General features: G+C 66.5%; 21 protein-coding genes, 1 tRNA gene and 1 pseudogene. 8 read left to right on the top strand and 15 right to left on the bottom strand.

Going from position 1 to position 24,452, the window contains the following annotated elements:
• Positions 1 to 140: 140 nt before the first annotated feature.
• Positions 141 to 1,697, top strand: coding sequence for a hypothetical protein (locus tag K0O62_RS23145; RefSeq protein ID WP_131817435.1), 1,557 nt, complete (start codon positions 141 to 143; stop codon positions 1,695 to 1,697).
• 119 nt (positions 1,698 to 1,816) lie between these two features.
• On the opposite strand, the pseudogene K0O62_RS23140 reads toward K0O62_RS23145, so the two are convergent.
• From K0O62_RS23140 to K0O62_RS28785, 9 genes and pseudogenes are all read right to left on the bottom strand, one after another.
• Positions 1,817 to 3,694, bottom strand: a pseudogene (locus K0O62_RS23140) (propionyl-CoA synthetase); the annotation flags it as partial.
• Between the two features lie 103 nt (positions 3,695 to 3,797).
• Positions 3,798 to 5,573: a sensor histidine kinase gene (locus tag K0O62_RS23135; RefSeq protein WP_073858094.1), complete on the bottom strand. Its 1,776-nt coding sequence runs from the start codon at positions 5,571 to 5,573 to the stop codon at positions 3,798 to 3,800.
• Between the two features lie 23 nt (positions 5,574 to 5,596).
• On the bottom strand, positions 5,597 to 6,277 hold the full coding sequence (locus K0O62_RS23130) for a response regulator (RefSeq protein ID WP_073858065.1): 681 nt from the start codon (positions 6,275 to 6,277) through the stop codon (positions 5,597 to 5,599).
• Positions 6,274 to 8,820, bottom strand: a complete 2,547-nt coding sequence (locus K0O62_RS23125; RefSeq protein WP_275564748.1) for a sensor histidine kinase — start codon at positions 8,818 to 8,820, stop codon at positions 6,274 to 6,276. Before K0O62_RS23125 ends, K0O62_RS23130 begins: the two co-directional genes overlap by 4 nt.
• 7 nt (positions 8,821 to 8,827) lie before the next feature.
• Positions 8,828 to 9,715: a potassium-transporting ATPase subunit C gene (locus K0O62_RS23120; protein WP_073858063.1), complete on the bottom strand. Its 888-nt coding sequence runs from the start codon at positions 9,713 to 9,715 to the stop codon at positions 8,828 to 8,830.
• 1 nt (position 9,716) lies between these two features.
• Entirely contained in the window at positions 9,717 to 11,846 is a 2,130-nt protein-coding gene (kdpB, locus tag K0O62_RS23115) for a potassium-transporting ATPase subunit KdpB (RefSeq protein ID WP_073858062.1), read from the bottom strand.
• Positions 11,846 to 13,525, bottom strand: a complete 1,680-nt coding sequence (gene kdpA / locus K0O62_RS23110; protein WP_073858061.1) for a potassium-transporting ATPase subunit KdpA — start codon at positions 13,523 to 13,525, stop codon at positions 11,846 to 11,848. The genes kdpB and kdpA overlap by 1 nt, the downstream gene beginning before the upstream one ends.
• The gene (locus K0O62_RS28790; protein WP_109789074.1) at positions 13,525 to 13,614 is read right to left on the bottom strand and encodes a potassium-transporting ATPase subunit F; all 90 of its coding nucleotides are present in this window, start codon (positions 13,612 to 13,614) and stop codon (positions 13,525 to 13,527) included. The genes kdpA and K0O62_RS28790 overlap by 1 nt, the downstream gene beginning before the upstream one ends.
• Positions 13,611 to 13,706 carry a potassium-transporting ATPase gene (locus K0O62_RS28785; protein ID WP_073858060.1) on the bottom strand — a complete coding sequence of 32 codons (96 nt, stop codon included), beginning with the start codon at positions 13,704 to 13,706 and terminating at the stop codon, positions 13,611 to 13,613. Before K0O62_RS28785 ends, K0O62_RS28790 begins: the two co-directional genes overlap by 4 nt.
• Before the next feature lie 217 nt (positions 13,707 to 13,923).
• Here K0O62_RS28785 and K0O62_RS23100 point away from each other — a divergent pair, with 217 nt between their 5' ends.
• Entirely contained in the window at positions 13,924 to 14,637 is a 714-nt protein-coding gene (locus K0O62_RS23100; RefSeq protein ID WP_073858059.1) for a hypothetical protein, read from the top strand.
• Here K0O62_RS23100 and K0O62_RS23095 read toward each other — a convergent pair.
• Positions 14,606 to 15,184, bottom strand: coding sequence for a hemerythrin domain-containing protein (locus K0O62_RS23095; RefSeq protein ID WP_073858058.1), 579 nt, complete (start codon positions 15,182 to 15,184; stop codon positions 14,606 to 14,608). The two genes, K0O62_RS23100 and K0O62_RS23095, sit on opposite strands and share 32 nt — an antisense overlap.
• Before the next feature lie 132 nt (positions 15,185 to 15,316).
• Here K0O62_RS23095 and K0O62_RS23090 point away from each other — a divergent pair, with 132 nt between their 5' ends.
• Together K0O62_RS23090 and K0O62_RS23085 are read left to right on the top strand one after the other, a co-directional pair.
• The gene (locus K0O62_RS23090) at positions 15,317 to 15,943 is read left to right on the top strand and encodes a flavodoxin family protein (protein ID WP_073858057.1); all 627 of its coding nucleotides are present in this window, start codon (positions 15,317 to 15,319) and stop codon (positions 15,941 to 15,943) included.
• Positions 15,944 to 15,953: 10 nt separating this feature from the next.
• Positions 15,954 to 16,265 carry a hypothetical protein gene (locus tag K0O62_RS23085; RefSeq protein WP_073858056.1) on the top strand — a complete coding sequence of 104 codons (312 nt, stop codon included), beginning with the start codon at positions 15,954 to 15,956 and terminating at the stop codon, positions 16,263 to 16,265.
• Positions 16,266 to 16,379: 114 nt separating this feature from the next.
• On the opposite strand, the gene K0O62_RS23080 is transcribed toward K0O62_RS23085, so the two are convergent.
• Entirely contained in the window at positions 16,380 to 16,925 is a 546-nt protein-coding gene (locus K0O62_RS23080; RefSeq protein ID WP_073858055.1) for a DUF6611 family protein, read from the bottom strand.
• 161 nt (positions 16,926 to 17,086) lie between these two features.
• Between K0O62_RS23080 and K0O62_RS23075 the strand changes: the two genes are divergently transcribed.
• The 4 genes from K0O62_RS23075 to K0O62_RS23060 all read left to right on the top strand — a co-directional run bounded on the left by K0O62_RS23075 (position 17,087) and on the right by K0O62_RS23060 (position 20,353).
• The gene (locus K0O62_RS23075; protein ID WP_073858054.1) at positions 17,087 to 18,388 is read left to right on the top strand and encodes an HNH endonuclease signature motif containing protein; all 1,302 of its coding nucleotides are present in this window, start codon (positions 17,087 to 17,089) and stop codon (positions 18,386 to 18,388) included.
• 92 nt (positions 18,389 to 18,480) lie between these two features.
• Positions 18,481 to 18,557 (top strand) — tRNA-Leu (locus K0O62_RS23070).
• A gap of 63 nt (positions 18,558 to 18,620) precedes the next feature.
• Complete coding sequence (locus K0O62_RS23065) at positions 18,621 to 19,940, top strand: tyrosine-type recombinase/integrase (protein WP_234800203.1); 1,320 nt, start codon at positions 18,621 to 18,623, stop codon at positions 19,938 to 19,940.
• Between the two features lie 215 nt (positions 19,941 to 20,155).
• Positions 20,156 to 20,353: a helix-turn-helix transcriptional regulator gene (locus K0O62_RS23060; RefSeq protein ID WP_073858092.1), complete on the top strand. Its 198-nt coding sequence runs from the start codon at positions 20,156 to 20,158 to the stop codon at positions 20,351 to 20,353.
• Between the two features lie 848 nt (positions 20,354 to 21,201).
• Here K0O62_RS23060 and K0O62_RS23055 read toward each other — a convergent pair.
• The 4 genes from K0O62_RS23055 to K0O62_RS23040 all read right to left on the bottom strand — a co-directional run bounded on the left by K0O62_RS23055 (position 21,202) and on the right by K0O62_RS23040 (position 24,193).
• The gene (locus K0O62_RS23055; protein WP_073858053.1) at positions 21,202 to 22,095 is read right to left on the bottom strand and encodes a DUF4062 domain-containing protein; all 894 of its coding nucleotides are present in this window, start codon (positions 22,093 to 22,095) and stop codon (positions 21,202 to 21,204) included.
• A 96-nt stretch (positions 22,096 to 22,191) separates the two neighbouring features.
• Positions 22,192 to 22,614 (bottom strand): hypothetical protein, encoded by a 423-nt coding sequence (locus K0O62_RS23050; protein ID WP_131817434.1) that lies wholly within the window; start codon positions 22,612 to 22,614, stop codon positions 22,192 to 22,194.
• Positions 22,615 to 22,959: 345 nt separating this feature from the next.
• On the bottom strand, positions 22,960 to 23,562 hold the full coding sequence (locus K0O62_RS23045) for a recombinase family protein (RefSeq protein ID WP_073858051.1): 603 nt from the start codon (positions 23,560 to 23,562) through the stop codon (positions 22,960 to 22,962).
• Positions 23,563 to 23,761: 199 nt separating this feature from the next.
• A complete protein-coding gene (locus K0O62_RS23040) occupies positions 23,762 to 24,193 on the bottom strand; it encodes a hypothetical protein (protein ID WP_131817433.1) in 432 nt (143 codons plus the stop codon).
• Positions 24,194 to 24,452 lie beyond the last annotated feature (259 nt).

The following is a 24,452-nucleotide window of genomic DNA, read 5'->3' as shown; positions in this document are numbered from 1 at the left end:
GGTAGCGTCGTCGGGACGTCGCACCCAACGGGTCTTAATTAGTTGACCTAATAGTGAGTGCCGTATCTCTATTAATGTAGGCCAGCCTCACTTAAGTTGCGGATGCCATCAGGCACCCCCGCAAAATGAGGAGTAAAGCTGTGCATCTAGCAGTCAGCGCCGACTCGCCGGTGCGCGACGTTCCGTCGCGCGGCGCCGCGGCATCGCATCGCGTGAAGTTCATGGTCGCCGGCGTCGCCGTGGCGAGTGCCGGCGCACTGGCCGTCAACCCCGTGGTGGCGACCCCCGCCATGCCCACCCTGACCGACATCCGCTCGGCGGCGGCCGTCGAGCTGTCGGCGTTCGAGAACCCGCTCGAGGTGCTGGCTGCGACCATCTCCAAGACCGTCGGCCTGACCGCCGGCCTGGGCGGCGACGTCATCCAGGCCTCCGGCCAGGTGCTGCGCGGGCTCGGCAATCCGGCGCTGCACGCCGAGTTCGCGGCGTTCGTCCGCTCCACGCTGTCCAACCCGCTGGTGATCGCCGGTGAGGTCGTGCGGGCACCGTTCGAGTACGGCGGCCGCCTCCTCGCCGCAGTCCAGGACCTGGTCGGCGCCAACCTGGCCGCGCTCGCGCACTTGCCGGGTGTGCTGCAGAAGTCGCTGACCTTCGTCTCCCAGGGCAGGTTCCTGGAGGCCTACGGTGAGATCAACACCTGGTTCCTGGTGGATGTCCTGGGCGACGGGCGGGCGACCCTGCTCGACGCGTTCGCGATCCCCGGCGACTTCGCCGACGCCATCGGCGCCCATGCGCTCGCGCGGGTGTTCGACTCCGTGCTCAACCGCAACACCGTCGGCAACCTCGGTCGCGCGCTGCTCGGCCCGCTGGTCACCGCGATCATCCAGACCACCGAGATCTTGGACGCCACGCGGGGGGCTTTGGCGTCCGGAGATCTCGCAGGTGTGGCGAGCGCGCTGCTCAACGCGCCGGCCAAGATCGCCAACGCGTTCATCAACGGCTATGTGCCCGAGTTCACCGTCGACCCGCAGTGGCCGCCGCAGGTCTTCCCGGGCCTGCTCAGCGAGCGCGGCACCCTGGACTTCTTCCTGGTCCAGATCCCCAAGGCCATCGCCGCCGCGCTCGCCCCGCCGGCCCCGGCCGTGGCTCCCTTGGCGCTCGCCGCCGATGAGGTCACGGTGCCGTCGGTGACGTCGACCAGCTTCGGTTCCGACAACAACGCCGTCACGCTCGCCGTGGTCGGTGACGAGGACGAGTCGACCGCCGACGACGCCGATGTCGTGGCCGAGGTTCCGGCCGAGGACACCGCCGCCGAGGTTCCGGCCGAGGACGTCGTGGTCGAGGCTCCTGCGACCGAGGACGGCGACACCGGCGCGGTCGACGAGGACACCGCCGGGGACACCGCCGACGAGGACACCGCCGACGATGACACTGCCGACGATGCCTTCGCCGGCGAGGACGGTGACTTCGACGACGCCAAGACCGAGCCCCGCAAGATTCGTGGCGACAAGACCGCCGGCAACGGAGCCGGCAGCGATGCCGACACCGATTCCGGCGATGCCGACAGCGATGACGGTGCCGCCAAGCCCGGTAAGACACGGAGCGCCACGTCCGGCAGCGACTCCGCTGACAGCACCGCGGGTGCGGGCTCCTCGGACAGCGGCAGCACCGGCGGCGACAGCTCCGGTGACAGCGACTAGACACCGCTGACACAGCACCGCCAGAACACTGAAAGGCCCTTGGGGATCGGCGATCCCCAAGGGCCTTTCGTGTTCGGCGGGCAGGAGCGCAGCGGCCGGGGGATCAATCCACGGGTGGGTCAGCCCTTGAGGACCTTCTTGAGATCCTCGAGCACCGAGGGGTCCTCGATCGTCGAGGGCACCGGCTCATCCTTGCCGTCGGCGATACCGCGCATGGTCTTGCGCAGGATCTTGCCCGAGCGCGTCTTCGGCAGGGCGCCGACGATGTCCACCTTCTTGAAGCTCGCCACCGCGCCGATGTCATTGCGCACGGCGTCGATCAGTTCGGTGGTCAGCCCGTCGGCCGAGGCGCCGGACTTGAGCACCACCAGGCCGCGGGGTATCTGGCCCTTCAGTTCGTCGGCCACCCCGATCACCGCGCACTCGGCCACCGCGGGGTGCCCGGCCAGCACGGCCTCGATGGATCCGGTGGACATCCGGTGCCCGGCCACGTTGATGACGTCGTCGGTGCGCCCGACGATGAACAGATAGCCGTCCTCGTCGATGTAGCCGCCGTCGCCGGTCAGGTAGTAGCCGTCGAAGGCCCGCAGGTAGGAGGACACGTAGCGGTCGTCCTCGCCCCACAGGGTGGGCAGCGTGCCCGGCGGCAGCGGCAGCTTGATGCAGACCGAACCCTCTTCGCCCGCTTCGCATTCCGATCCGTCGGCGGTGAGGATGCGCACGTCGTACCCGGGCATCGGGACGGTCGCCGAACCCGGCTTCACCGGCAGCGCCTCGACGCCCATCGGGTCGGCGGCGATGGCCCAGCCGGTCTCGGTCTGCCACCAGTGGTCGATGATCGGGATGCCGAGCTTCTCGGCGGCCCACTCGTAGGTCGCCGGATCGAGGCGCTCCCCGGCCTGGAACAGGTACTTCAGATCGGAGAGGTCGTAGTCGGCCAGCAGTGCGGCGTCCGGGTCTTCCTTCTTGATCGCCCGGATCGCGGTCGGCGCGGTGAACAGTGCTTTCACCTTGTGTTCGGCCGCCACCCGCCAGAACGCCCCGGCGTCGGGGGTGCCGACCGGCTTGCCCTCGTAGATCACCGTGGTGGCCCCGTACAGCAGCGGCGCGTAGACGATGTAGGAGTGCCCGACCACCCAGCCGACATCGGAGGCGGCCCAGAAAACCTCGCCGGGCGCCATGTCGTAGATGTGGCGCATCGTCCACAGCAGCGCCACCGCGTGCCCGCCGTTGTCGCGGACGATGCCCTTGGGTTTGCCGGTGGTGCCCGAAGTGTAGAGCACGTAGAGCGGGTCGGTGGCGGCCACCGGCACCGGGTCGACGGGCTGCGCGTCGGCCATCGCCTGCACCCAGTCCACGTCGCGGCCCTCGACCAGGTCACACGGATGCTGCTCGCGCTGCAGGATCACGCACCTCGGCGTGGTGTGCTCGGCCAGCCGCAACGCGGTGTCGAGCATCGGCTTGTACTCCACGATCCGGGACGTCTCGATACCGCAGGACGCCGAGACCACGACCTTCGGCCGGGCGTCATCGATGCGGGTCGCCAGCTCGTGCCCGGCGAACCCGCCGAACACCACCGAGTGCACCGCGCCGAGACGCGCGCAGGCCAGCATGGCGATCACGGCCTCGGGCACCATCGGCATGTAGATGACGACCCGGTCGCCCTTGGTGACCCCGAGGCCGGCCAGTACACCGGCGAAGCGGGCCGTCTGGTCCAGCAGTTCGCGGTAGGTGAAGGTGCGCTTGGTCGCGGTGACGGGGGAGTCGTAGATCAGCGCGGCCTGATCGCCCCGCTCGGAGATGTGCCGGTCCAGGGCGTTTGCGCAGGTATTGAGCTCGCCGTCGGGGAACCACCGGTAGAACGGCGGGTTGCTGTCATCGAGTATCTGCTGCGGTTCCCGGGTCCAGGTGACGCACTTGGCGGCGTCGGCCCAGAAGGCCGACGGGTCGGTGATACTGGCGTCGAACAGTTCGCGATAGCCGGACATGGACATACCGTAATGCGCGTCACGTTGCGTGACCGTTGCAGCCCCGAATACGTCGGTCCAGCGGTAGCCGGTATGCGCCGAACGGCACGTCGACCGACCCGCCCCGGCGGGGTCAGCGCCTGCTGAGCATGTTCACGGCCTGTTCGGCCACGGCACTGAGCACCCGCCGGTCCCGGGTGGTCAGGGTGCGGCCCGCCAGGAGCAGCCAGTAGTCGTGGTCGACGACGTCGATGGCGGTGTCGGCCGCATCGACGTCGGTGCAGGGGTCCTGCCCGACGGAGGCCACCAGGTCGCCACCGGCGGTCAGGATGCTCACCGCCCGTTGTGAATATGCCTCCCGGACGCGCTCCAGCAGCACGTTCAGGTCGGCGTCGCGCAATGCGGAATCGGCGAAGGCCGCGAGCAGTTCGGCTTCCTGCGAGGCCCGCCGTGCCTCGGCCACCCGATCGGCGGCCCGGCTCACCACTGCGGCGACCCCGACCGCGACCAGCAGGAGCAGCAGGATCGTGACGACGCTGTCCGGGTCGTAGATGGTGAAGCTGTGTACCGGATTGACCAGGAAGTAGCTGAGCAGCAGCCCCGACAGCGCCGCGCAGAGCATGGCCGGGCCCACCCTGCCGACCAGCGCCGCCAGCAGCACCCCGGTGAAGAACAACGCGCTGTGGCCACCGATACCCAACGCTCCCGCCGGCAGCCACATCGCGAACCCGCAGATGAGTACCGGAATCGCCAGCGCCACAAGCCAGGACAGGACGCGTCTGCGGCGCGGGCCCAGCCGCGACCACGAGATGCCGGTGTGCGATTCGGGGTGCGGCACCATGTGCACGTCGACCCGGCCGGACCGCTGAATGACTTCGGCGCCGACGCCCTCGTCGAACATCCGCGCCCACCGCGACCGGCGTGAGGTGCCCAGCACCAACTGGGTGGCATTGGTGCTGCGGGCGAACTCCAGCAGCGTGCTCGCGACGTCCCCGCCGACCACGGTGTGCATGGTGGCGCCCAGACTGGCCGCGAGATCACGGACGGCCTTGCGCTCCTGCGGTGAGATGGCGGTCAGGCCGTCGCCCTGAATGACATGCACCACCTTCAATTCCGCACCGGAACGCGACGCGATCCGCGATGCACGGCGCACCAGGGTCTCGGATTCAGGGCCCCCGGACACCCCGACCACCACCCGCTCGCGGGCTTCCCAGGTGTCGGTGATGTTCTTGTCGGTGCGGTACTTGGCCAGCGCGGCATCGACCTGATCGGCCAGCCACAGCAACGCCAGTTGCCGCAGTGCGGTCAGGTTCCCGGGCCGGAAGTAGTCCTCCAGTGCCGCGTCGGCGCGCTCGCGCGGGTACACGTTGCCGTGAGCGAGCCTGCGGCGCAAGGCTTCCGGTGTGATGTCGACCAGCTCGATCTGATCGGCGGCCCGCACGATCTCATCCGGGATGCGCTCGGTCTCGGTGATGCCGGTGATGTGGCTGACGACGTCGTGCAGGCTCTCCAGATGCTGCACGTTGACAGTGGAGATCACCGTGATCCCGGCGTCGAGGAACTCCTCGACGTCCTGCCAGCGGTGCGCATGACGGCTGCCCGGGGCGTTGTCGTGCGCCAGGTCGTCGACCAGGACCACCTGCGGACGCCGGGCGAGCACCGCCGCGACGTCGAGTTCCAGATGCCGGCGGCCTTCGTGCTCGATGATCTTCGGGGGGATCACCTCGATGCCCGCGACCTGCTGGGCCGTCCGCGGGCGCCCGTGCGTGTCGATCACCGCGGCGATCACGTCGGTGCCGCGTTCCAACCGGCGGTGCGCTTCGGCGAGCATCGAGTAGGTCTTACCGACACCGGGAGCAGCGCCCAGGTAGATGCGCAGGTCTGCGCGTTTACGGCCGAGGATGCTCACCCGCCCATCATCCCCCGGGCCGGTCACTCCTGGAAGCGGTAGCCCATCCCTGCCTCGGTGATCAGGTGCTTGGGATGGGACGGGTCGACTTCGAGCTTGCGCCGCAACTGCGCGAGGTAGACGCGCAGATAGTGCGTCTCCTTGGCGTACGACGGCCCCCACACCTCTTTGAGCAGTTCCTCGCGCCCGACCAATTTGCCGCGGTGGCGCACCAGCATCTCCAGCATTCCCCACTCGGTGGGCGTCAGGTGCACCTCGGTACCGCTCTTGGTGACCTTCTTGGCGGCCAGATCGACTGTGAAGGAGGATGTTTCGACGACAGGCTGGTCCTCCTCGGTCGAGCTGCTGGCGCGCCGGACCGCGGCCCGCAGCCGGGCCAGGAACTCGTCCATGCCGAACGGTTTGGTGACATAGTCGTCGGCGCCGGCGTCCAGCGCCTCCACCTTGTCCGAGGAGTCGGTGCGCGCCGACAGCACGATCACCGGGGCGGTCAGCCATCCGCGCAGCCCGGCCAACACGTCGATGCCGGACATGTCGGGTAGACCGAGGTCCAGGATGACGACATCGGGGCGGTGATCGGCGGCCACCCGCAGGGCATCGGCGCCGGTGGCGGCGGTGCTCACCTCATAGCCGCGCACCGACAGGTTGATCCGCAGCGCCCGCAGGATCTGCGGTTCGTCGTCGATCACCAGAACCCGGGTCATCGTGATCCATCCCCGTCGCTTCGCTCGCCCGGGCCCGCCTCCGGTGCGGCCAGGTCGATCACCACGGTGAGCCCGCCACCGGGGGTGTCGGTGGCCGCGATGGTGCCGCCCATCGCGTCGACGAAACCGTGGGCCACCGACAGTCCCAGGCCCACTCCGGTGGAGTTGTCCTGGTCGCCCAGCCGCTGGAACGCGGCGAACAGCTGGTCCTCGGCGCCGCGGGCGATCCCCGGACCCTCGTCGACGATGGTGATCAGCACCCGTGACCCGATCTGGCCGGCGTTGACCCGCACCACACTGTCGGGGGCGTAGCGCAGCGCATTGTCGATGACGTTGACCAGGACGCGTTCCAGGAGACCGGCATCGGCGAGCGCCACCGCGTCACCGACCTCCACCTTCACCCTGTCCACTCCGCTACTGCCGAAGGTGTTGGTGCCCCGGCTGATACCCATCAGCGCGCGCGCGACGGCCTCTTCCACGTAGACCCGGCGCATCGCGGGTTTGACCACACCGGCGGCCAACCTCGAGGAGTCCAGCAGGTTGCCCACCAACGCGGTCAGCTGATCCACCGATTCCTCGACGGTGGCCAGCAGCTCGGCGGTGTCCTCCGCCGAGAATCCGATGTCGTCGCTGCGCAGGCTGGAGACCGCGGCCTTGGCCGCGGCCAGCGGGGTGCGCAGATCGTGGCTCACCGCCGAGAGCAGCGAGCGGCGCAGTTCGTCGGCGCGGGCGATGGCCTCGGCCCGCCCGGCCTCCTCGATCAGCTCGCGCTGGCGGACCAGGCCGGCGGCCTGTTTGGCCACCGCACCGAGCACCCGCCGGTCGCGGGCGGAGAGCCTGCGTCCGCCCAGCACCAGCCAGAACTCGTCGTCACCGGCCTCGACGGCGGTGTCGGCGTCGCCGAGGTCCAGGCACGGATCGTTGCCCGCGCAGGCGACGGCAGTGGTTCCCTCGGCGCTCTCCCGCAACAGGCTCACCGAACGTTGCGAGTACACCTCCCGGACCCGTTCGAGCAGGGCCACCGGGTCGGCCCCGCGCAGCACCGAACCGGCGAAGTGGGCCAGCAGTTCGGCTTCCTGGGAGGCGCGCCGGGCCTCCCGGGCCCGCTTGGCGGCCCCGTCCACCAGCGCGGCCACCGCGACCGCCACCACCAGCAGCACCGCGATGGTGATGGCGCTGTCGGGTTCGGAGATGGTGAAGGTGTGCCGAGGTTCGGCCAGGAAGTAGTTGATCAGCAGCCCGGACAGTACCGCCGACAGTGCCGCCGGGGCCGCCCCGCCGAGCAGCGCGACGGCCAGTACGCCGATGAAGAACAGGGCGCTCTCCCCGCTGAGCCCCAGGTACGGGTCGAGCACCAGGACGGCCATGGCGGTCAGTGCGGCGGGGACCAGTACGGCGGAGGTCCAGGACAGGGCATTGCGCTGCCATCGGTGTGAGCCGGGTGCAGTGGTCCGGCGGGATCCGCCATGGGTGACCATGTGCACGTCGATGCTGCCGGAGTTCTGCACCACCGTGGCGCCGATGCCCTCCTCGAAGATCCGCGCCCAGCGTGACCGCCGCGAGGTACCGACGACGAGCTGGGTGGCGTTCATCTGGCGGGCGAAGTCCAGCAGCGCGGCCGGTACGTCATCGCCGACGACGGTGTGCAATGTGGCGCCCAGGCTGACGGCCAGGTCACGGATGACACCCATCATGGGCGCCGACACCCCGGACAGGCCGTCGCCGCGCACCACGTGCACGACCATCAGCTCGGCGCTGGACTTGGATGCGATGCGGGAGGCACGGCGCACCAGCGTCTCGGATTCCCTGTCCCCGGTGACCGCGACCACCACCCGCTCGCGGGCCTCCCAGGTGGCGGTGATGTTGTTGTCCGAGCGGTACTTTGCCAGCGCGGCGTCGACCTGATCGGCCAGCCACAGCAGCGCCAGTTCGCGCAGTGCGGTCAGGTTGCCGCGCCGGAAGTAGTTCGACAGGGCCGCGTCGATCCGTTCGGAGGTGTAAACGTTGCCGTGGGACAGCCTGCGCTGCAACGCTTCCGGGGTGATGTCGACCAGTTCTATCTGATCGGCGGCGCGCACCACCTCATCGGGCACCTTCTCCTGCTGCTCGACGCCGGTGATCTGGGCGACGACATCGTTGAGGCTCTCCAGGTGCTGGACGTTGACGGTGGTGACGACCGTGATCCCGGCCTCGAGGAGTTCTTCGATGTCCTGCCAGCGTTTGGGATTCGCGCTGCCCGGGGTGTTGGTGTGCGCCAGTTCGTCGACGAGCACCACCTGTGGGCGGCGCTCGAGTACAGCGGCCACATCGAGTTCGGGGAACTTGGAGCCGCGGTATTCGATGTAGCGCGGCGCAATGATCTCGATGCCCTCGAGAAGCTCGGCGGTCTTCTTGCGGCCGTGGGTCTCGACCACGGCCGCCACCAGATCGGTGCCGCGCTCGAGTCGACGGTGCGCTTCGCCGAGCATCGCGAAGGTCTTGCCGACGCCGGGAGCCGCACCCAGGTAGATGCGCAGCTCACCGCGTTTCGGTCGGTCGGTCACCTGCTCATCATCCACCTAGATCGTCGCGGTGAACCGCAAGCTTCTCGCCGAGATCGTCGAGCGCCAGGTTCAACTGCGCCACGTTGACCCCCGGCTCGCCCATGAACCCCAGGGTGCGCCCGTCGGTGTGCTGATCGACGAGCGTGCGGACCTGCTCGGGGCTGATCCCGCGGGCCGCCGCGACCCGATCGACCTGCAGGGCGGCGTAGGCGGGGGAGATGTGCGGGTCCAGCCCGCTGCCGCTGGCGGTGACGGCGTCGGCGGGCACCGCGGGGTCGGCCCCGGCGCCGCGGATCGGGACGATCTGGCCGGGTGTGTGGTCGGTGCCGTCATTGCACCGCACCGGCACGCCGCGGTAGGTCGAGACGAACGGGGTGGATGGGCAGATCTGGTTGACGCTGATGACTTCGGTGGGTGCGCTCACGTTGCCGCGGGCGTCGCGGGGGCCGAGCACCGACAGCACCGCGCCCACGCCGTCACTCGTGCAGAACGGGCGGGCGCCGCTGACGCCGTCCAGTGCGCCGGCGGCCAGGCTGCGGGTGCACACCTCGGTCAGCAGGCTGGTCCGGGCGGCCGTGTCGACGATGTCCTCCGGCCCCAGGTTCGAGGCGCTGGTCGACAGCGGGTCGTAGCCGTCGCCGGCCGCCGAGGGCCGGGACTGGAAGTACTGCGGCAGCGGGTTTCCGTCGGTGTCGGTGAACAGCTGCCCGATCAAGCTGCTGCCCACCGGTTTGCCGTCGACCTCGATCAGGGAACCATCGGCCTTGTCGCGCAGACCGGGCAGTTGCGCCACCAGCCAGATGAACACCGGGTAGGCGATGCCCAGAATGACTGTCAGCACCAGCAGGGCGCGCAGCGCGGCGGTGTGCCGGCGGATGAGATTGGCGAAGTTCATGTCACATTCCCGGGAAGAGTTGGATGAGCAGGTCGATCAGTTTGATGCCGATGAAGGGCGCGATGATCCCACCCAGCCCGTAGACACAGAGGTTGCGGCTCAACAACTTCGACGCACTGCTGGGCGTGTAGCGCACACCCTTGAGCGCCAGCGGGATCAGCGCGACGATGACCAGTGCATTGAAGATCACCGCGGACAGGATGGCCGACTGCGGGCTGTGCAACCGCATGACGTTCAGCAGGTCCAGTCCGGGGAACAGCGCGACGAACAGCGCCGGGATGATCGCGAAGTACTTCGCGATGTCGTTGGCGATGCTGAAGGTGGTCAGGGCGCCCCGGGTGATCAGCAGCTGCTTACCGATCTCGACGATCTCGATGAGCTTGGTCGGGTCGGAGTCCAGATCGACCATGTTGCCGGCCTCTTTGGCCGCCGAGGTCCCGGTGTTCATGGCCACCCCGACGTCCGCCTGGGCCAGCGCCGGTGCGTCATTGGTGCCGTCACCGGTCATCGCGACGAGCAGTCCGGCGGCCTGCTCCTTCTTGATCAGCGCCATCTTGTCCTCGGGCGTCGCCTCGGCGAGGAAGTCGTCGACACCGGCCTCATCGGCGATGGCCTTGGCGGTCATCGGGTTGTCGCCGGTGATCATGATCGTCCGGATGCCCATCCGGCGCATCTCGTCGAAGCGTTCCCGCATACCGTGTTTCACCACGTCCTTGAGGTGGATGACACCCAGAGCGCGGGCCTGCCCGTCATGCAGCTCGCCGACGGCCAGCGGCGTTCCGCCCGCCGCGGAGATGCTCTCGACGAGATCGTCGAGTTCGGGGGGGACGGTGCCGCCCTCGGAGCGGATCCAGGCGGCAACCGACCCGGCCGCTCCCTTGCGAAGCCGGCGGTCGCCGACATCGACGCCGGACATCCTTGTGGTGGCGCTGAATTCAACCCAGGTGGCGTTCTCCAGCTCGCCCGGGGTGCGGGCCCGAAGACCGAACTCCTGTTTGGCGAACACCACGATGGAACGGCCCTCGGGGGTCTCGTCGGCCAGGCTGGACAACTGGGCGGCGTCGGCGAGCTGCTCGGTGGTGACACCGGTCAGGGGTGTGAACGCGGCGGCCTGCCGGTTGCCGAGGGTGATGGTGCCGGTCTTGTCGAGCAGCAGGGTGTTCACGTCGCCTGCGGCCTCGACGGCCCGGCCGGACATGGCGAGCACGTTGCGCTGCACCAGCCGGTCCATGCCGGCGATGCCGATCGCGCTGAGCAGGGCGCCGATGGTGGTCGGGATCAGGCAGACCAGCAGTGCCACCAGCACGATGCCGGTGACACCATCACCGTTGAGCGACAAGGAGTCCGGCACACCAGGGTTGTTGGCCTTGGAGAAGATGGCCAGCGGCTGCAGGGTGGCGACCGCGAAGACGAAGATGATGCTCAACGAGGCCAGCAAGATGTTGAGCGCGACCTCGTTGGGGGTCTTCTGCCGGTTGGCGCCCTCGACCAGGCCGATCATCCGGTCGATGAAGCTCTCGCCGGGTTTCTGGGTGATCTTCACGACGATGCGGTCGGACAGCACGGTGGTGCCACCGGTCACCGCCGAGCGGTCCCCGCCCGATTCACGGACCACGGGTGCGGATTCACCCGTGATGGCCGATTCATCCACCGAGGCAATACCTTCGATGACGTCGCCGTCACCGGGAATGGTCTGCCCCGCCTCGACGACGACGATATCGCCCCGCTGCAGCAGCGGGGCGGCGACCTGCTCCTCGCGGCCCGAGTCGGTCAGCCGGCGGGCCATGGTGTCGGTCTTGGCCTTGCGCAGGCTGGCTGCCTGCGCCTTACCGCGGCCCTCGGCGACGGCTTCGGCCAGGTTGGCGAAGATGACCGTCAACCACAGCCACCCGACGATCAACCAGGCAAACCAGCTGGAATCCAGCACGGCGCACCAGGTAGCCAGTACCGCCCCGATCTCGACGATGAACATGACCGGGTTGCGCCACAGCGTGCGCGGGTCGAGCTTGCGCAGCGCACCGGGCAGGGACTTGCACAGCATGCGCGGGTCCAGCAGCCCACCCCGGACGGACCTCTGGGGGTTGTGCGGCTGCGTCGTGGTGGCCGCATCGATGGTGGTGGCGGTGGGCATCAGTGAATTCCTTCAGCGAGGGGGCCGAGCGCAAGCATGGGCAGGAAGGTCAGCGCGACCAGAATCAGCGTCACACCGACCACCATTCCGACGAACTGCGGCCGATGGGTGGGTAGCGTGCCGGCGGACTCGGGTGTCTTGCCCTGCGCGGCAAGCGAACCGGCCAGCGCGAGCACGAATATGATGGGCAGGAATCGGCCGAACACCATGGCCAGGCCCAGCGCGGTGTTGTACCACTCGGTGTTGACGCTGATGCCGGCGAACGCCGAGCCGTTGTTGTTGGACGCCGAGGTGAACGCGTACAGCACCTCGGACAGGCCGTGCGGTCCGCTGTTGAGCATGCTCGCACGTTGTCCGGGCATGGCCATGGCCAGCGCCGTGCCGGTCAGTACCAGTAGCGGCGTGATCAGGAAATACGTTGCGGCGAACTTGATCTCCCGCGGGGTGATCTTCTTGCCCAGGTATTCCGGGGTGCGTCCCACCATCAGACCGGCCACGAACACGGTGATGATGGCCAGGATCAGCATGCCGTACAGGCCCGAGCCGACGCCGCCGGGCGCGACCTCACCGAGCTGCATGTTGAACATGGTGATCAGCCCGCCGAGGCTGGTGTAAGAGTCGTGGAATGAGTCGACCGCGCCGGTGGAGGTCAGGGTTGTCGTCGCGGCGAACACCGCGGAATCGGCCACACCGAACCGTTGTTCGACCCCTTCCATGGCCGATCCGACGGCACTGGGCACGGTGCCGTGCGCCTGCAGTTGGAACTGCATCAGGAGACCGACGCTCAACGTCGCGATGGTGCCCATGACGGCGACGATCGCCAGACCTTGACGGCGCCCGTGCTTTCCGCCGACCATCCGGCCGAAGGTGCGGGGCATCGCGAACGGGATGAGGCAGATAAGCAGGATCTGGAGGAAATTGGTCCAGCTGTTGGGGTTTTCGAATGGGTGCGCGGAGTTGACGTTGTAGAACCCGCCGCCGTTGGTACCGAGCTCCTTGATGACCTCCTGGCTGGCCACCGGGCCGCCCGGGATGGTCTGCTGCCCGCCGGCGATGGTGTTGACCACCTCGTCGTGCAGCGCAAAGTTCTGGATGACCCCACCGGCGATCAGGATGATGGCGCCGATGACGGAGATGGGCAACAGAATTCGCAGGCTGCCGCGCACCAGGTCGGACCAGAAATTGCCGAGGTCGCCGGTGCTGCGCCGGACCAGGCCGCGTACGAACGCGATCGCCACGGCCATCCCGACGGCCGCCGAGACGAAGTTCTGCACCGCCAGGCCGGCCATCTGGACCAGGTGGCCCTGGGTGGACTCCCCGGAATAGGCCTGCCAGTTGGTGTTCGTCACGAAGCTGACGGCGGTGTTCCAGGCCAGCGCCGGGGTCATCTGGGTGCCCGGGTCGTTCAGGTGCAGCGGCAGCTTGCCCTGCACGAGTTGGAGGACGAACAGGAACACGATGCTGACCGCCGAGAAGGCGAGCACGCTGCGGGTGTAGGCGCCCCAGGTCTGCTCGGCCTTCGGGTCGGCGCCGATCAGCTTGTAGATGCCGCGTTCGATGCGGGTGTTCTTCTCGCCGTTGTAAACCCGGTACATGTAGTCGCCCAGCGGCGCGTGGGTGGCGGCCAGCACGACGACGAGTGCTGCCAGGAACAGCAGTCCCGCGGTGGTGGTGGTCACTAGAACCTCTCGGGGAAGAGCAGGGCGGCGAACAGGAACAGGGCGATCAGACTCGCCAGCACCAGGCCGACGGTGTTGGCAAGGTTCACAGTCGTTCGACCAACCTCTGGACCAGGCCGAGCAGGGCGAATACCGCCACGGTCAGCGCGAGGTAGATGACGGTGGATATCGCTGTCGTCACGGTGTGATCAGCACTCCTGAAATCGTTGACGCAGACCCCGGAGGTGGTGGTCCGCGGACGCCAACGTATGCCGGTAAAGCCGGTCCGACCTGCGCGTTGATGGTTCCTTGACGCCCGTTACGGGCATCTTTACGGACTCCATGCGCGGGCACCCGCGCACGGCCGGCGTTACGAAAGCACACAGCGGGCACGCAGGCTCGGTGCGTACACCGGATGCATGACAGTTCTGCACAGGCCTCGACCGTGCGGCCGGCACCGACTGCCGGCCGCGATGCGGGTCATCCGGCGATTGTTACCGCTGGCCGGGTGCGGATTGCCCGCTGCAGTGCTCGGCGATCCTGCGGTGGCCGACTGGGTGCGGGCGCACGGCGTGACGGTGTACGCGGGCGACTCGACCGAGATGGACCTGGCGGGTTGGTGCCGTGTGCCGGTCGCTCAGGTGGTGCTGCGCTGCGGTGGGGCCGCCGAGCCCATTCGGGAAGCGGTGGCGGCCGGGGTACAGCGGTTCGTGGTGTCGACCGGCCAGCAGGCCGGCGTGCTCGTCTCCTGCGCGCCGCCCGGCACGCTCGTGCACGTGGACCACGGATGCCCGGCGGTGCCGGACGAGGGAGGCCTCGACGTGATCGGATTGCACAGCGACGTCGGAGGTTGCGCGCCCGTGGACTGGGGCACGGCTGCTGGGCAACTGCTGGGCCGGATCGCCCAAATGCGATCCGGCGGGCCGCCGTTGACCCGGATCAGCTTGACCGGCGGGCCCACGGCGGCCTGGATCGACGGTGACAAATCGGAGCTGGGTGCGATCGCGACGGCCGTCGACGAGGCGATCGACGAGGGCTGCGCCCGCTGGCGGGTGCCCCGGCCGTCGGTGACGTTCGTGCCCTCCGGGTCTGCGCCCGAGGTCAGGACGTCCTGGACGCCAACACCCCGCTGAGAGCGTCGCGGGCCCGGTCCAATACGGAGGCGAACGGACCGGCGGCGAAGTTGGCGGCGGCCGATTCGACGCCGGGATGCGGGTGGGTCGGGGCGATCCGTTCGGCGACCGCGACCGCATCGGCCAGCTTGTTCAGCTCGTCGTCATCCAATTCCGCTTCCAGTGCGGTGAATTCGAGCTCCTCCTCGGCCTCCGCGTGCTTGAGGACGGCGGCCTGGAGGTGAATGACTGCCTTGCTGAACTCCGCGCTGTCGCGCGGGAGTTGCTCGATGTCGCGCAACAGCACCTTGGCGTCGTGCTCCTCGGCGAGCCGCTCGTCCACGATCTGCGCGCCGCCGTCGATCTTGCGCCGGACCCGCGGGTGCACCACCATCTCCTCGGCCGTCTCGTGGACGGCGAGCATGGTGCGAAGACGGGTGAATGCCTGGTCACGGGTCTCGGCGCCGGCCGCGTCGAGAACTTCGGTGAAGAGTTCCCGAATCGTCGCGTGCTGGGCCTTCAGATAGTCGACGACATCGCCGGTCGAGCGGATGTCCGGTGCACTCATGATGAACCTCCCTGAGGCAGTGATCATTTGGATGGACGCGCCGGGGGGCTGTGGTCGCGTTGCAGCACTGGTACCCGACCCGGTCGGCGGCGAAACGGTTCAGGTTGCCGCGCACCGGGTACTTCAGCAGGCATGACCGCCGACGAGTCTTCACCTGTGCGCGCGATCGCGCTGGTCTGCAGCCTGAAACCGAGCCCGGCTCCCTCCAGTAGCGAGTTGATGGCCGAGCATGTCTTCCAGTCCCTTCGCAAGGAAGGCGCAGTATGCGAAGCGGTTCGTTGTGTGGACTTCCACATCGCCCCAGGTGTGGAGGCCGATATGGGCGACAGCGACCAGTGGCCGCAGATCCGGCAGAAGGTGCTGGACGCGGACATTCTGCTGCTCAGTACCCCGATCTGGCTGGGACACCCGTCATCGGTGACCCAGCGGGTGCTGGAGCGGCTGGACGCCGAACTGTCCAACACCGATGACCAGGGCCGACCCGTCATGGCCGGCAAGGTGGCGCTGGTCAGCGTCGTGGGCAACGAGGACGGGGCGCACAAGGTGGTCGCCGACGTGTTCCAGGGCCTCAACGATGTCGGCTACAGCATCCCGGCGCAGGGCTGCACGTACTGGACCGGCCCTGCCATGGGGTCCGAGGACTACAAGGACCTCGACGGGGTCCCCGAGCAGGTGGCCGCGACTACCGCGGCCGCCGCACGGAATGCGGTGCATCTGGCACGGGTACTCAAGCAGTCGACGTACCCGGCGTATGAGTAAGGAGGATGGCATGCCTGATAATTCGAGAGATCCGGTCGATCACGCCCGTACCTACCGGCAGCACGCCGGCGAGACGATGAAGGCCGGAAAGAACTCACCCGGCCTGATCGCGGTCGGGTTGGGCGTGCTCGCACTGGTCATCGGGTTGTTCTCGTTCGCCAACAGTTCGATGGCGGCCGGTGTCGTCGGCGTGGTGCTGGCTGTGCTGCTGATCGGCGGCGGGCTGGCGTGGCTGTCCCGTATGCATCGTAAAGTCGCTGAGCAGCAAGAGGAATGGGTGCGTAGTCACCCCGAGGCGACATTCGAGCCGCCGACCAGCTGACCGGGTGCGGTCAGGCGCCGCGATCGTCGCGGCCCTGGTGGTTGATGGCGCAGCGAATCGCGAACAGGGCGGCGGCGGGCGCGCCGAGCAGGATGAGCGCCGCCAGCAGGTCCATCATCGGATTCCGGCCTCGAAGACGCCCGGCGTCAGACGGTCGTAGACCCGCCACCAGGTTGCTTCGTAGTCGGCCGAACGGATTTCTCCGGCCGCCAGTTGTTCGTCGGCGCGAGCCATCGTGGTGCCCAGCGATCGGATGACCCGTGACCGGATGAGTGTCGGCACATCGTTTTTCGAGGCGAGTACGTGCACTTCCGCGGTGCGCACGCGCCCGCGGATGTCGCCGGCCCACACGTAGGCTGCCGCGCCGGCGGCCAGGTACCCGGCGGTGGCCCACCCCAGTGCTGTCCACGGATCGGTGGTGCGGGCCAGCACCATCAGGATCAGCAGCCACAGTCCGGCACCCCACATGGGCCAGCCGCGCCATAGCCGTACCCGGCGTCGTTCGGCGTGGGTGATGCCGGGCGGATAGAGCACGAGTCGGTAGCAGGTGCCGCCCCAGCGGACCGGGCGGATATCGATTGAGCCCCATGGCGTTATGCCGTCGAGAAGTTGGCGCCACATGCGCCGGGGGAGCGGGCCGCGCAGTTCGGTGTCGTGCATTGCTCCAGGGTGCTCGGTCCGCGGGGCACGTTTGGGTGGTTCATATGGAATCTTGACGGTGTCGGCGGATTTCCTGACGCGGATTGTTGCTCGGCCGAGGGCGATGCAGCTGCCGTCGCGACATCGATTCACTTGTCGGACCCCTCTGCGAGAATGTTGGTATGCCGCCTCCGACAACTCCTTTCGCCGAGAATTACGTCGAGCCGCGGCTGGATGCGTTGTTCGCGGAGATCGCGGAGCTGACCGGGCAGCGCAATGCCATCGATGGCCGGTTGGTGGAGATCGTGGCCGAGATCGACGGCAGAGGTGCGGCCGACGGCAACCCGCTGTGGGGTGGCACCGGATGCCGCTCGATCGAGGCCCTGGTCGCGTGGAAGGCCGGAGTGACCCCGCGCAATGCCGAGACCATGGTCGCCGTGGCGCACCGCCTCGACGAGTTGCCTCGTCTGGCAGAGGGATTGCGGGAGGGCCGGTTGTCGCTGGACCGGGTCGGGGTGATCGCCGAACGGGCCGGCGCGGGCTGCGATGACCACTACGCGAATCTGGTGCAGTACGCCACGGTCACCCAGCTGCGGACCGCGGTCAAGCAGGAACCCCGCCCCGATCCCGACCGCAAGCCCGAACCCAAGCGCGGGTTCAGTTCCTATGACAGTGAAGGGTATACGACGTACAAGATTCGGCTGCCGAAGCTGGAGGCCGCGAAGTTCGATGCGGCGGTGGCCTCGCACAAGGATGCGTTGGTCGCGGACTGGAGACGCGATCACGACGCCGGCGACAGCGACGATGAGCAGGCCGGTGCGCAGACCTGCGAGCAGGCACCGCCGTTCCCGGACACCACCGATGCGTTCATGAGCCTGATCGAGGCCGGCTGGGACGCTGACGCGGCGGCCCGCCCGCACGGTACCCGCACCACCGTGGTGGCGCATGTCGATCTGGACCGCCACGCCGACAAGCCGGTCGCCGCCCTGCATCTGGGAGCGGCGCTTACCGATGAGGAGCGCCGGTTCCTGCTCTGTGACGCCACCTGCGAGGTGTGGTTCGAACGCCACGGCACCCCGATCGGGGCCGGGCGGACCACCCGCACCATCAGCCGCCGACTCCGCCGAGCCCTGGAGTACCGGGACAAGACCTGTGTGGTGCCCGGCTGCGGGTCCACCCGCGGTCTGCACGCCCATCACCTCGTGCACTGGGAGAACGGCGGCCCGACCGAGCTGGACAACCTGGTGCTGCTCTGCCCATTTCACCACCGCATGCACCACCGTGGTGGGATCACCCTCACCGGGCCCGCCCACCGGCTCCGCGTCACCGACAGCGACGGCGATCCGATGACCGGGGCATCCCTGGCCCGCCCACCCACCACAGACCCACCAGACGTACCACCGTGCAAAGGACCGACCGGCGAACGCGCCCAATGGTGGTGGTACACACCGTTCGAACCACAGCCGCCACCGGCGCCGAACTAGGTAGCTACCTCGCGGCCGCCTACCGGTATCGCGGTATTCGATGGCTGGCCCGACTGCCGGGGCACGGGACAACTAGGCTCTGACCGGTACATGCCCCCATAGCCCAATTGGCAGAGGCAGCGGACTTAAAATCCGCACAGTGTCGGTTCGAGCCCGACTGGGGGTACCAGCTCAGGGCTTATATTTGTTTTGTCGCGGTGCTGATATGTATGCAGCTTGTAAGCTCGGGGCCGTGGAGACGACGTCAGTACCTGCGGATACCGAACCGGTCGACTTGGACGGCACACCCGCTGCGCGTTCCCATTCGCCCCGCGCCATAAGGCGCACGCCCGGTACGGGAGGTGTGATCGATCTATGGAAGGACAAGCGGGGTAGGCCCACAAAGCGCGCCACAGGCCGATGGGCGGAGGGCCTCGGGAAGCCGCAGGGTATAGGTAGCCGGTGGCGCGGCTGGTATGTCGGCGACGATGGCAAATCGCGAACAAAGGACTTCCGCACGGAGGTTGAAGCCGAGAAGTGGTCAAACACTGAACGCGGCAAGGTGGTCACGAATGTTTGGGTGAGCCCTGACGTAGGTGCCGACACCTTCCGAGTCGTTGCAGAGCAGTGGTTCAAGACCAAAGCTCACCGCAAGCCCAGTACGGTCGCTGGTTACCGCTCCATCCTCGATAACCTCGTGTTGCCCAAGTGGGGTGATGGGCCGGTGAAGGCCATCACCTATGGCGACCTGTCTGCGTGGATCGCAGAGCTGTCGGTGAATGGATCCCAGTCGGGCACCGGGCTCTCACCAAGCCGGATACGGCAGACGCATCAGCTGATGGGTGCGGTGTTCAAATACGCGGTGCGTGCTGGACTCGCGGCTAAGAACATCGCTGCCGAGGTTGAACGTTCGGAACTGCCCAGGGAGAAGAAGCAGAAAGAGATGCATTGCCTGATGCATCGTCAGCTACTCGACTTGGCTAGCGGCACAGGTCGGTTTGAAGCGCTTACATTGGTCCTTGGTTACTGCGGCCTTCGCTTTGGGGAAGCTGCGGCGTTGCGGCGCAGGGATATTGGCAATCGCGAGATCACCGTGAAGGCGTCGGCTACGAACGTGGCGAAACGGGGCATTGTGGAGACGGACACGAAGAGTGGGGAGGCGAGAACGGTCCCAGTACCAGCACCTGTTTGGGAGCGGTTGAAGGCGGAGCTGCCCTCCGATCCTGACGCCTATGTCTTCCCGTCACGCAAAGGTGGTGTGTTACCGCTTGGTGAGTACCGGTGGGCGTTCGACAATGCGCTTAAGCCACTTCGGGAAGCCGCTGCAGAGGAGCGGAAAGCGGAGCCGAAGGGCGAGGAGACAACACCGGTGTTCCCTTACGCCACACCGCACGACCTACGACACACGGCGGCATCGTTGGCTATCTCGGCTGGTGCCAACGTCAAAGTGGTGCAACGCATGCTCGGGCACGCCACGGCGACAATGACGCTGGATCGTTACGGGCACTTGATGAGTGACGATCTTGCTGGCGTCGCTGACGCTCTGGGTGAGGCAATCGCCGCCGTCGCTTAGCGCCTCCTTGGGAGGTTTCGATAGACCGCAACACTGGCGATCATCGTTCCACGTAAACCCCGGTCGCCGTGCGGTTCAATTTTCCCCGGAACCCAACTTTTCGGTTGCCTATCGTTGTTTCTGTTGGCAAGGCCGAGCGAACCGGCGCCGCGTGGCCAACGGATGACTTGTTGAGGGGAAGCGGAACGATTCCCCGCTGGAAGATGGAGCAGGACATGACCACTGATCTCTTGCGAACGAAGCAGGTGACTCTGCAGACGGGCATCCCCGAAGGAACATTGCGGTGGTGGCGTCACTGCAACGAGGGACCGCCCAGCTTCAAGCTCGGCAAGAAGACAGTGGTGTATCCCGCCGACAAGCTGGCGTTGTGGATCGCCTCGAACGAAGCCGTCAGCACGAAGGGCGCTCTGTGAGCCGAGAACCAGGTAAGCGACTCCGGCGCATACCAAAATACAAAATGGTCCGAGAAGAGTTCGCCAAGAGCCAGGCGAACAATCACAGCCTAACGCTGCGCGAACGGCTCTACTGGTTGGCTATGTGGCAGGCAAAGCCGAACGGGCACGCAACATTTGAAGACGGTAAAGTAGCCGAGATTCTCACCGTCGCACATCCCGGTGGGCGGATCGCCACGGCGAGTCCGCGAGGGATTCGCAAGGCACGAGGCGATGCAATCAAGTCGGGCCAGCTCCATCAGATGAGCGACGCGAACTGCCTCGTCCTTCCGGCTGACGCAGTCAGTAGCGGACTTGCGGGATCGGACGAACCTTGCCGTCACTGCATGGCGATTACGCCATCACCGACGACACACATCACTGTCCGTGACTACGACTCCGAGCTACTTGAAAGAGAGTCTTATAAGCGCGCCATGACTGCGCAGGCCAGGGCGGTTTTGTAGGAACGAACAGTTCCCTCAAGCGGAACCAAATGTTCCGCCTGACGCGTCGAGAAGGTGCCGTACGCGGCGAGTTCCGCGCTGATTATGACCGTCCCCTCACGCACACCGAGATCACGGGAATATGAAGTTGAAGCGGAACTTCTTGCTGGGCGTTTGCGGGGGTTTGCCGCGTTGGGTGCGCTAAGAATACGCAGGTCAAACCGTTGGTTATGTGAGGCGGGTTTCGACGGATGCCTGAGCTACTGCGCGCACTGCGGACCGAGGTGCCACACAAGCGGACACCGGATGCTCTTGCACGATGAAAGGCTGCATCTGATACGCCAGCACCAAGCTGACCCGCTCGCTTGGAACCGGAACTCTACGAGGTCAGGTCCGGACGGTAGCCCTCGTCTCGCGGGGGTTACCGGCGGCGTCGGTCCACGTGACGACGCACTCCACTGCGTCTGGCGATCCCATGGCCAGCAACAGAGGGAAACGTGCTTCCTGGCCGGGAGGTATGGTGCCGAGCGAGCCGTCCTCGCGGTGCACTTGGAAGAGGGCGTTTTCCGGCACGTTCAGGAACGAGAAGTCGACGTCTAACGCTGGGCCGCGGGAAGTGTTGTGGAGCACCAGCGACCAGCGGCGTTGCGTCCTGACGCGTCCTCTGTTGTCGGTTCGGACGCTCTCGCGTACCTCGACGCGGGGCCACACTCCCTCAGAGGGATCCAGACCATCCGGCTCCGCGTTCTTCGAGGACTCGACCGACTGCTGGAATTGCGCCGTTGCACGGCTGAGAAAATTGTTCACCTGTCCGATGAGATCGCCCGCGTTGGCGTACTCGAAGACTAGCGCCGTCTTGCGCAGGTCCTTCAGGTAGGCGCTGAGCCGCTGCCTCTCGTCCAGTGCCTGGCCGTCGAGAGGCGGGCGCGGAGTCGCGTTCACCAGCACAGCCACCGATTTCCCGGCCTCGACGAGTACCTGAATCTCCTCAGCCGTCCCGGATTCCGCTTCTCCGGTCGGCGTCCCCAGGCGGTCGTGGAAGAGCGCGACGGCAAGATCTGCCTCCTCCACGATCTGTTGATTCAGGATCGCCTGGGGTCGCTCGCCGAACTCAGCGACAGCGTGCTCAGTCCAGGAGACAGGCAACACGGTTAACCCGACCGCGCGCCCGAGGTTGAGATTCCACTGGCTGATCGTCTTGCGGATTACCGCCATGTCGCCGAGCGGCACGTCCCCAGGCGCAGATATGAGCAGGTGAAGCGCGAGCGTGGGATAGGCCATCGGTTGGGATCATCCTTACTATGTAGTGAGGGATTGTGTTGCGACGGACGCTCTCCCGCAAAACTTTCGCCGTCGCCGCCGGACTCTGCTCGGCCATTAGGCGGGCGAGAGCCAAGCGGGGTCGTCGGGCGAGGCGCGTGTCGGGGTCGACGGCAACAATTCCAGTCCCAGTTCCGTGCGCACGCTGTTGTAGAACTCGTCACGACACCGACGTGCCTTGTCCAGCCTCTTGTCGAAATCATCTTTGGAAATCGAACTCGGACCGTCTTGGATGGTGTGGAGCGCCCATACTGACTCCTGCCATCTGCGAGCCTTGGCGACAACCTCTGGTCCCGCCAAGAGCAGCACCTTCTCGAACTGCACTGACCGCTCGTCCTCGTACTCCGCGATTTCGATCACACCTTCGTGAGCCGCGATGGGATTGCTGGTCATGGTTGGCCAGTAGCTGCCCGATATTCGCAGACACATCCTCGACTGCATTTTGAGCGCAGCCGCATAGGCCACCAGGGCCTCGACCACACGTCCTTCCCATCGCGCACTCGCCTCACGCTTCCACTTCGTGCGCTCAATTAGGACTGTGGTTCCCAACGTGACCAAACCACCGACAATCACGCCAAGAATCGCGCCAATAAACCCACCCACTGATTGCCCCCCATGCGGCCGAATCGTACTGGCCACGCAAAGCCTTGGGCCAGCGTTTCCTCTCTTGACGAGACGTTTCTTCAACCGGAACTCCTTGCTGGGCGTTTGTGGGGGTCTGCGACGTTGGGTGCGTTAACGGACAATTTCGGAGAGAGGATGGGTCGCTGGCAGTACGAGGCGGACCTGATGGGGCCACTGGAGGCACCCCCTAGGGGGTCGCGATTACGACTCGACCTCCTGTGCCAGCACCCGATAGACCGTCGCCCGGCTGACGCCAAGGGTTGACGCGATAGTCGTCGCAGGTTCCCCTGCCGCGTGCATCCGTTGTGCCAGTGCGGCTTTCTGGGCGTCGAGAGCTTTGGGCCGGCCGATCGCCTGCCCACGTGCCTTGCGCGCCTCACGCGCCGCCGTACGGCGCTCGCGGCCAAGCTCAAGTTCAAGTTCAGCCAAGCTCGCCAGCACACCCGCGATCATGCGCCCAGTGGCGTTGGAGGTGTCGATACCTTCACGCAAGCTCCGCAGGACAATGCCACGCTCACCAAGTTCGCGGATTGTGGACATGACTTCGGCAGCGTTGCGGCCCAGTCGATCAATACCGACAACCACGATGGTGTCACCTTCTCGAGCGTAGTCCAGCAGAGCCACCAACCCAGGACGCTGCTCACGCGTGGACATACCCGAAAGCTTGTCCGAGTAGATGCGGTCCTGATCGACACCTGCGCCGAGAAGAGCGTCGGCCTGCTGATCCAAGGACTGATGACCAGTACTCACCCGGGCGTAACCCAGAACGGTCCCAGTGGCGGTGGGGGCGGTTGTCGCAGCCATGCAGACAGTGTCTCAAAAGTTGCACAACCCGTCAATATGCGACCGCTCTTTTGAGTCACCTTTTGACACAGACCCACCTGGGAGTTGATATCGCCCCTGTGGATGTCGGGGTCGTGTCTCAGTTGTTTAGTTCTGAGATGAAGCCAGTCGAGACACGAGAGCATCGATGGCTTCATGTGTGGCGGGTCGTCGTTTCGGTTCAAGGCATTCCGGGCGGTGCGCCTGGCGGCTGGTTGCAGGTCTTGCCGACCGCTGCGCGGTACACGGCTACCACGTCTTCGCGAGATACGGAGCCCACAGCTTTCGCAGCAATGATTTTTTCGTAGTCGCCACCGACCCAAAGCTGCTCGCATATATCCCACGCCCAATCGTTCAGCGTAACGAGCGGCCACTCTCCAAGCCCGACGCTATCAAGCCGTTTGAGCCAGTCAGTGGGGCCGTCTTCTTCGATTATCTGCCGCACCGATCTGGTTGATGGGGTCCCGTTGGCGGTGACAGTTGTGGTAACGGTCGTCGTGGCCGCCACCTCAGATGGAGTCGCGCATCCCGGCACGATGAGCGACATTGTCGCGCCAACAACAGAGACAAAGATGCGGGGTCTCATTGAGTGATTGCCTTCTTTCGGTCCCATGCCCACAAGTGGAAAAGCGGAATCAGAGTAGCTGTGTGGTCTTGAATCCGGCGTCGGCAAGGTGTTGGAGTTCAGAGGCGTACGACCTCGCCGGTGGTTTCTCGATCGTTAGGCGCGGCCTGCCTGAACCACCGACTGGGGCAGGCTGCACGTTCTTACTTCGGTCCCGTTTCCGCAGCAATGCCGAGACTTAGGGAGGGTCGTCTAAGACTGCTGCCGCAAACAACGCGGTATCCCTAAGGCCGGTTGATACCAATGA

Origin of the sequence: Mycolicibacterium diernhoferi (assembly GCF_019456655.1) — a bacterium.
GTDB lineage: Bacteria > Actinomycetota > Actinomycetes > Mycobacteriales > Mycobacteriaceae > Mycobacterium > Mycobacterium diernhoferi.
Note: the sequence above shows the minus strand (reverse complement) of the source record. Positions and strands in the feature narration are given on the sequence as shown.

Bases quoted from the DNA above. Each gene is read 5' to 3' on its own strand.
- K0O62_RS23045 (WP_073858051.1), bottom strand. From the start codon at position 23,562: ATGGCTGCGACAACCGCCCCCACCGCCACTGGGACCGTTCTGGGTTAC.
- K0O62_RS23040 (WP_131817433.1), bottom strand. From the start codon at position 24,193: ATGGGACCGAAAGAAGGCAATCACTCAATGAGACCCCGCATCTTTGTC.
- K0O62_RS23055 (WP_073858053.1), bottom strand. From the start codon at position 22,095: ATGGCCTATCCCACGCTCGCGCTTCACCTGCTCATATCTGCGCCTGGG.
- K0O62_RS23080 (WP_073858055.1), bottom strand. From the start codon at position 16,925: ATGCACGACACCGAACTGCGCGGCCCGCTCCCCCGGCGCATGTGGCGC.
- K0O62_RS23120 (WP_073858063.1), bottom strand. From the start codon at position 9,715: ATGAACTTCGCCAATCTCATCCGCCGGCACACCGCCGCGCTGCGCGCC.
- K0O62_RS23130 (WP_073858065.1), bottom strand. From the start codon at position 6,277: ATGACCCGGGTTCTGGTGATCGACGACGAACCGCAGATCCTGCGGGCG.
- K0O62_RS23075 (WP_073858054.1), top strand. From the start codon at position 17,087: ATGCCGCCTCCGACAACTCCTTTCGCCGAGAATTACGTCGAGCCGCGG.
- K0O62_RS23090 (WP_073858057.1), top strand. From the start codon at position 15,317: ATGACCGCCGACGAGTCTTCACCTGTGCGCGCGATCGCGCTGGTCTGC.
- K0O62_RS23060 (WP_073858092.1), top strand. From the start codon at position 20,156: ATGACCACTGATCTCTTGCGAACGAAGCAGGTGACTCTGCAGACGGGC.
- kdpB (WP_073858062.1), bottom strand. From the start codon at position 11,846: ATGCCCACCGCCACCACCATCGATGCGGCCACCACGACGCAGCCGCAC.
- K0O62_RS23095 (WP_073858058.1), bottom strand. From the start codon at position 15,184: ATGAGTGCACCGGACATCCGCTCGACCGGCGATGTCGTCGACTATCTG.
- K0O62_RS23085 (WP_073858056.1), top strand. From the start codon at position 15,954: ATGCCTGATAATTCGAGAGATCCGGTCGATCACGCCCGTACCTACCGG.
- K0O62_RS23100 (WP_073858059.1), top strand. From the start codon at position 13,924: ATGACAGTTCTGCACAGGCCTCGACCGTGCGGCCGGCACCGACTGCCG.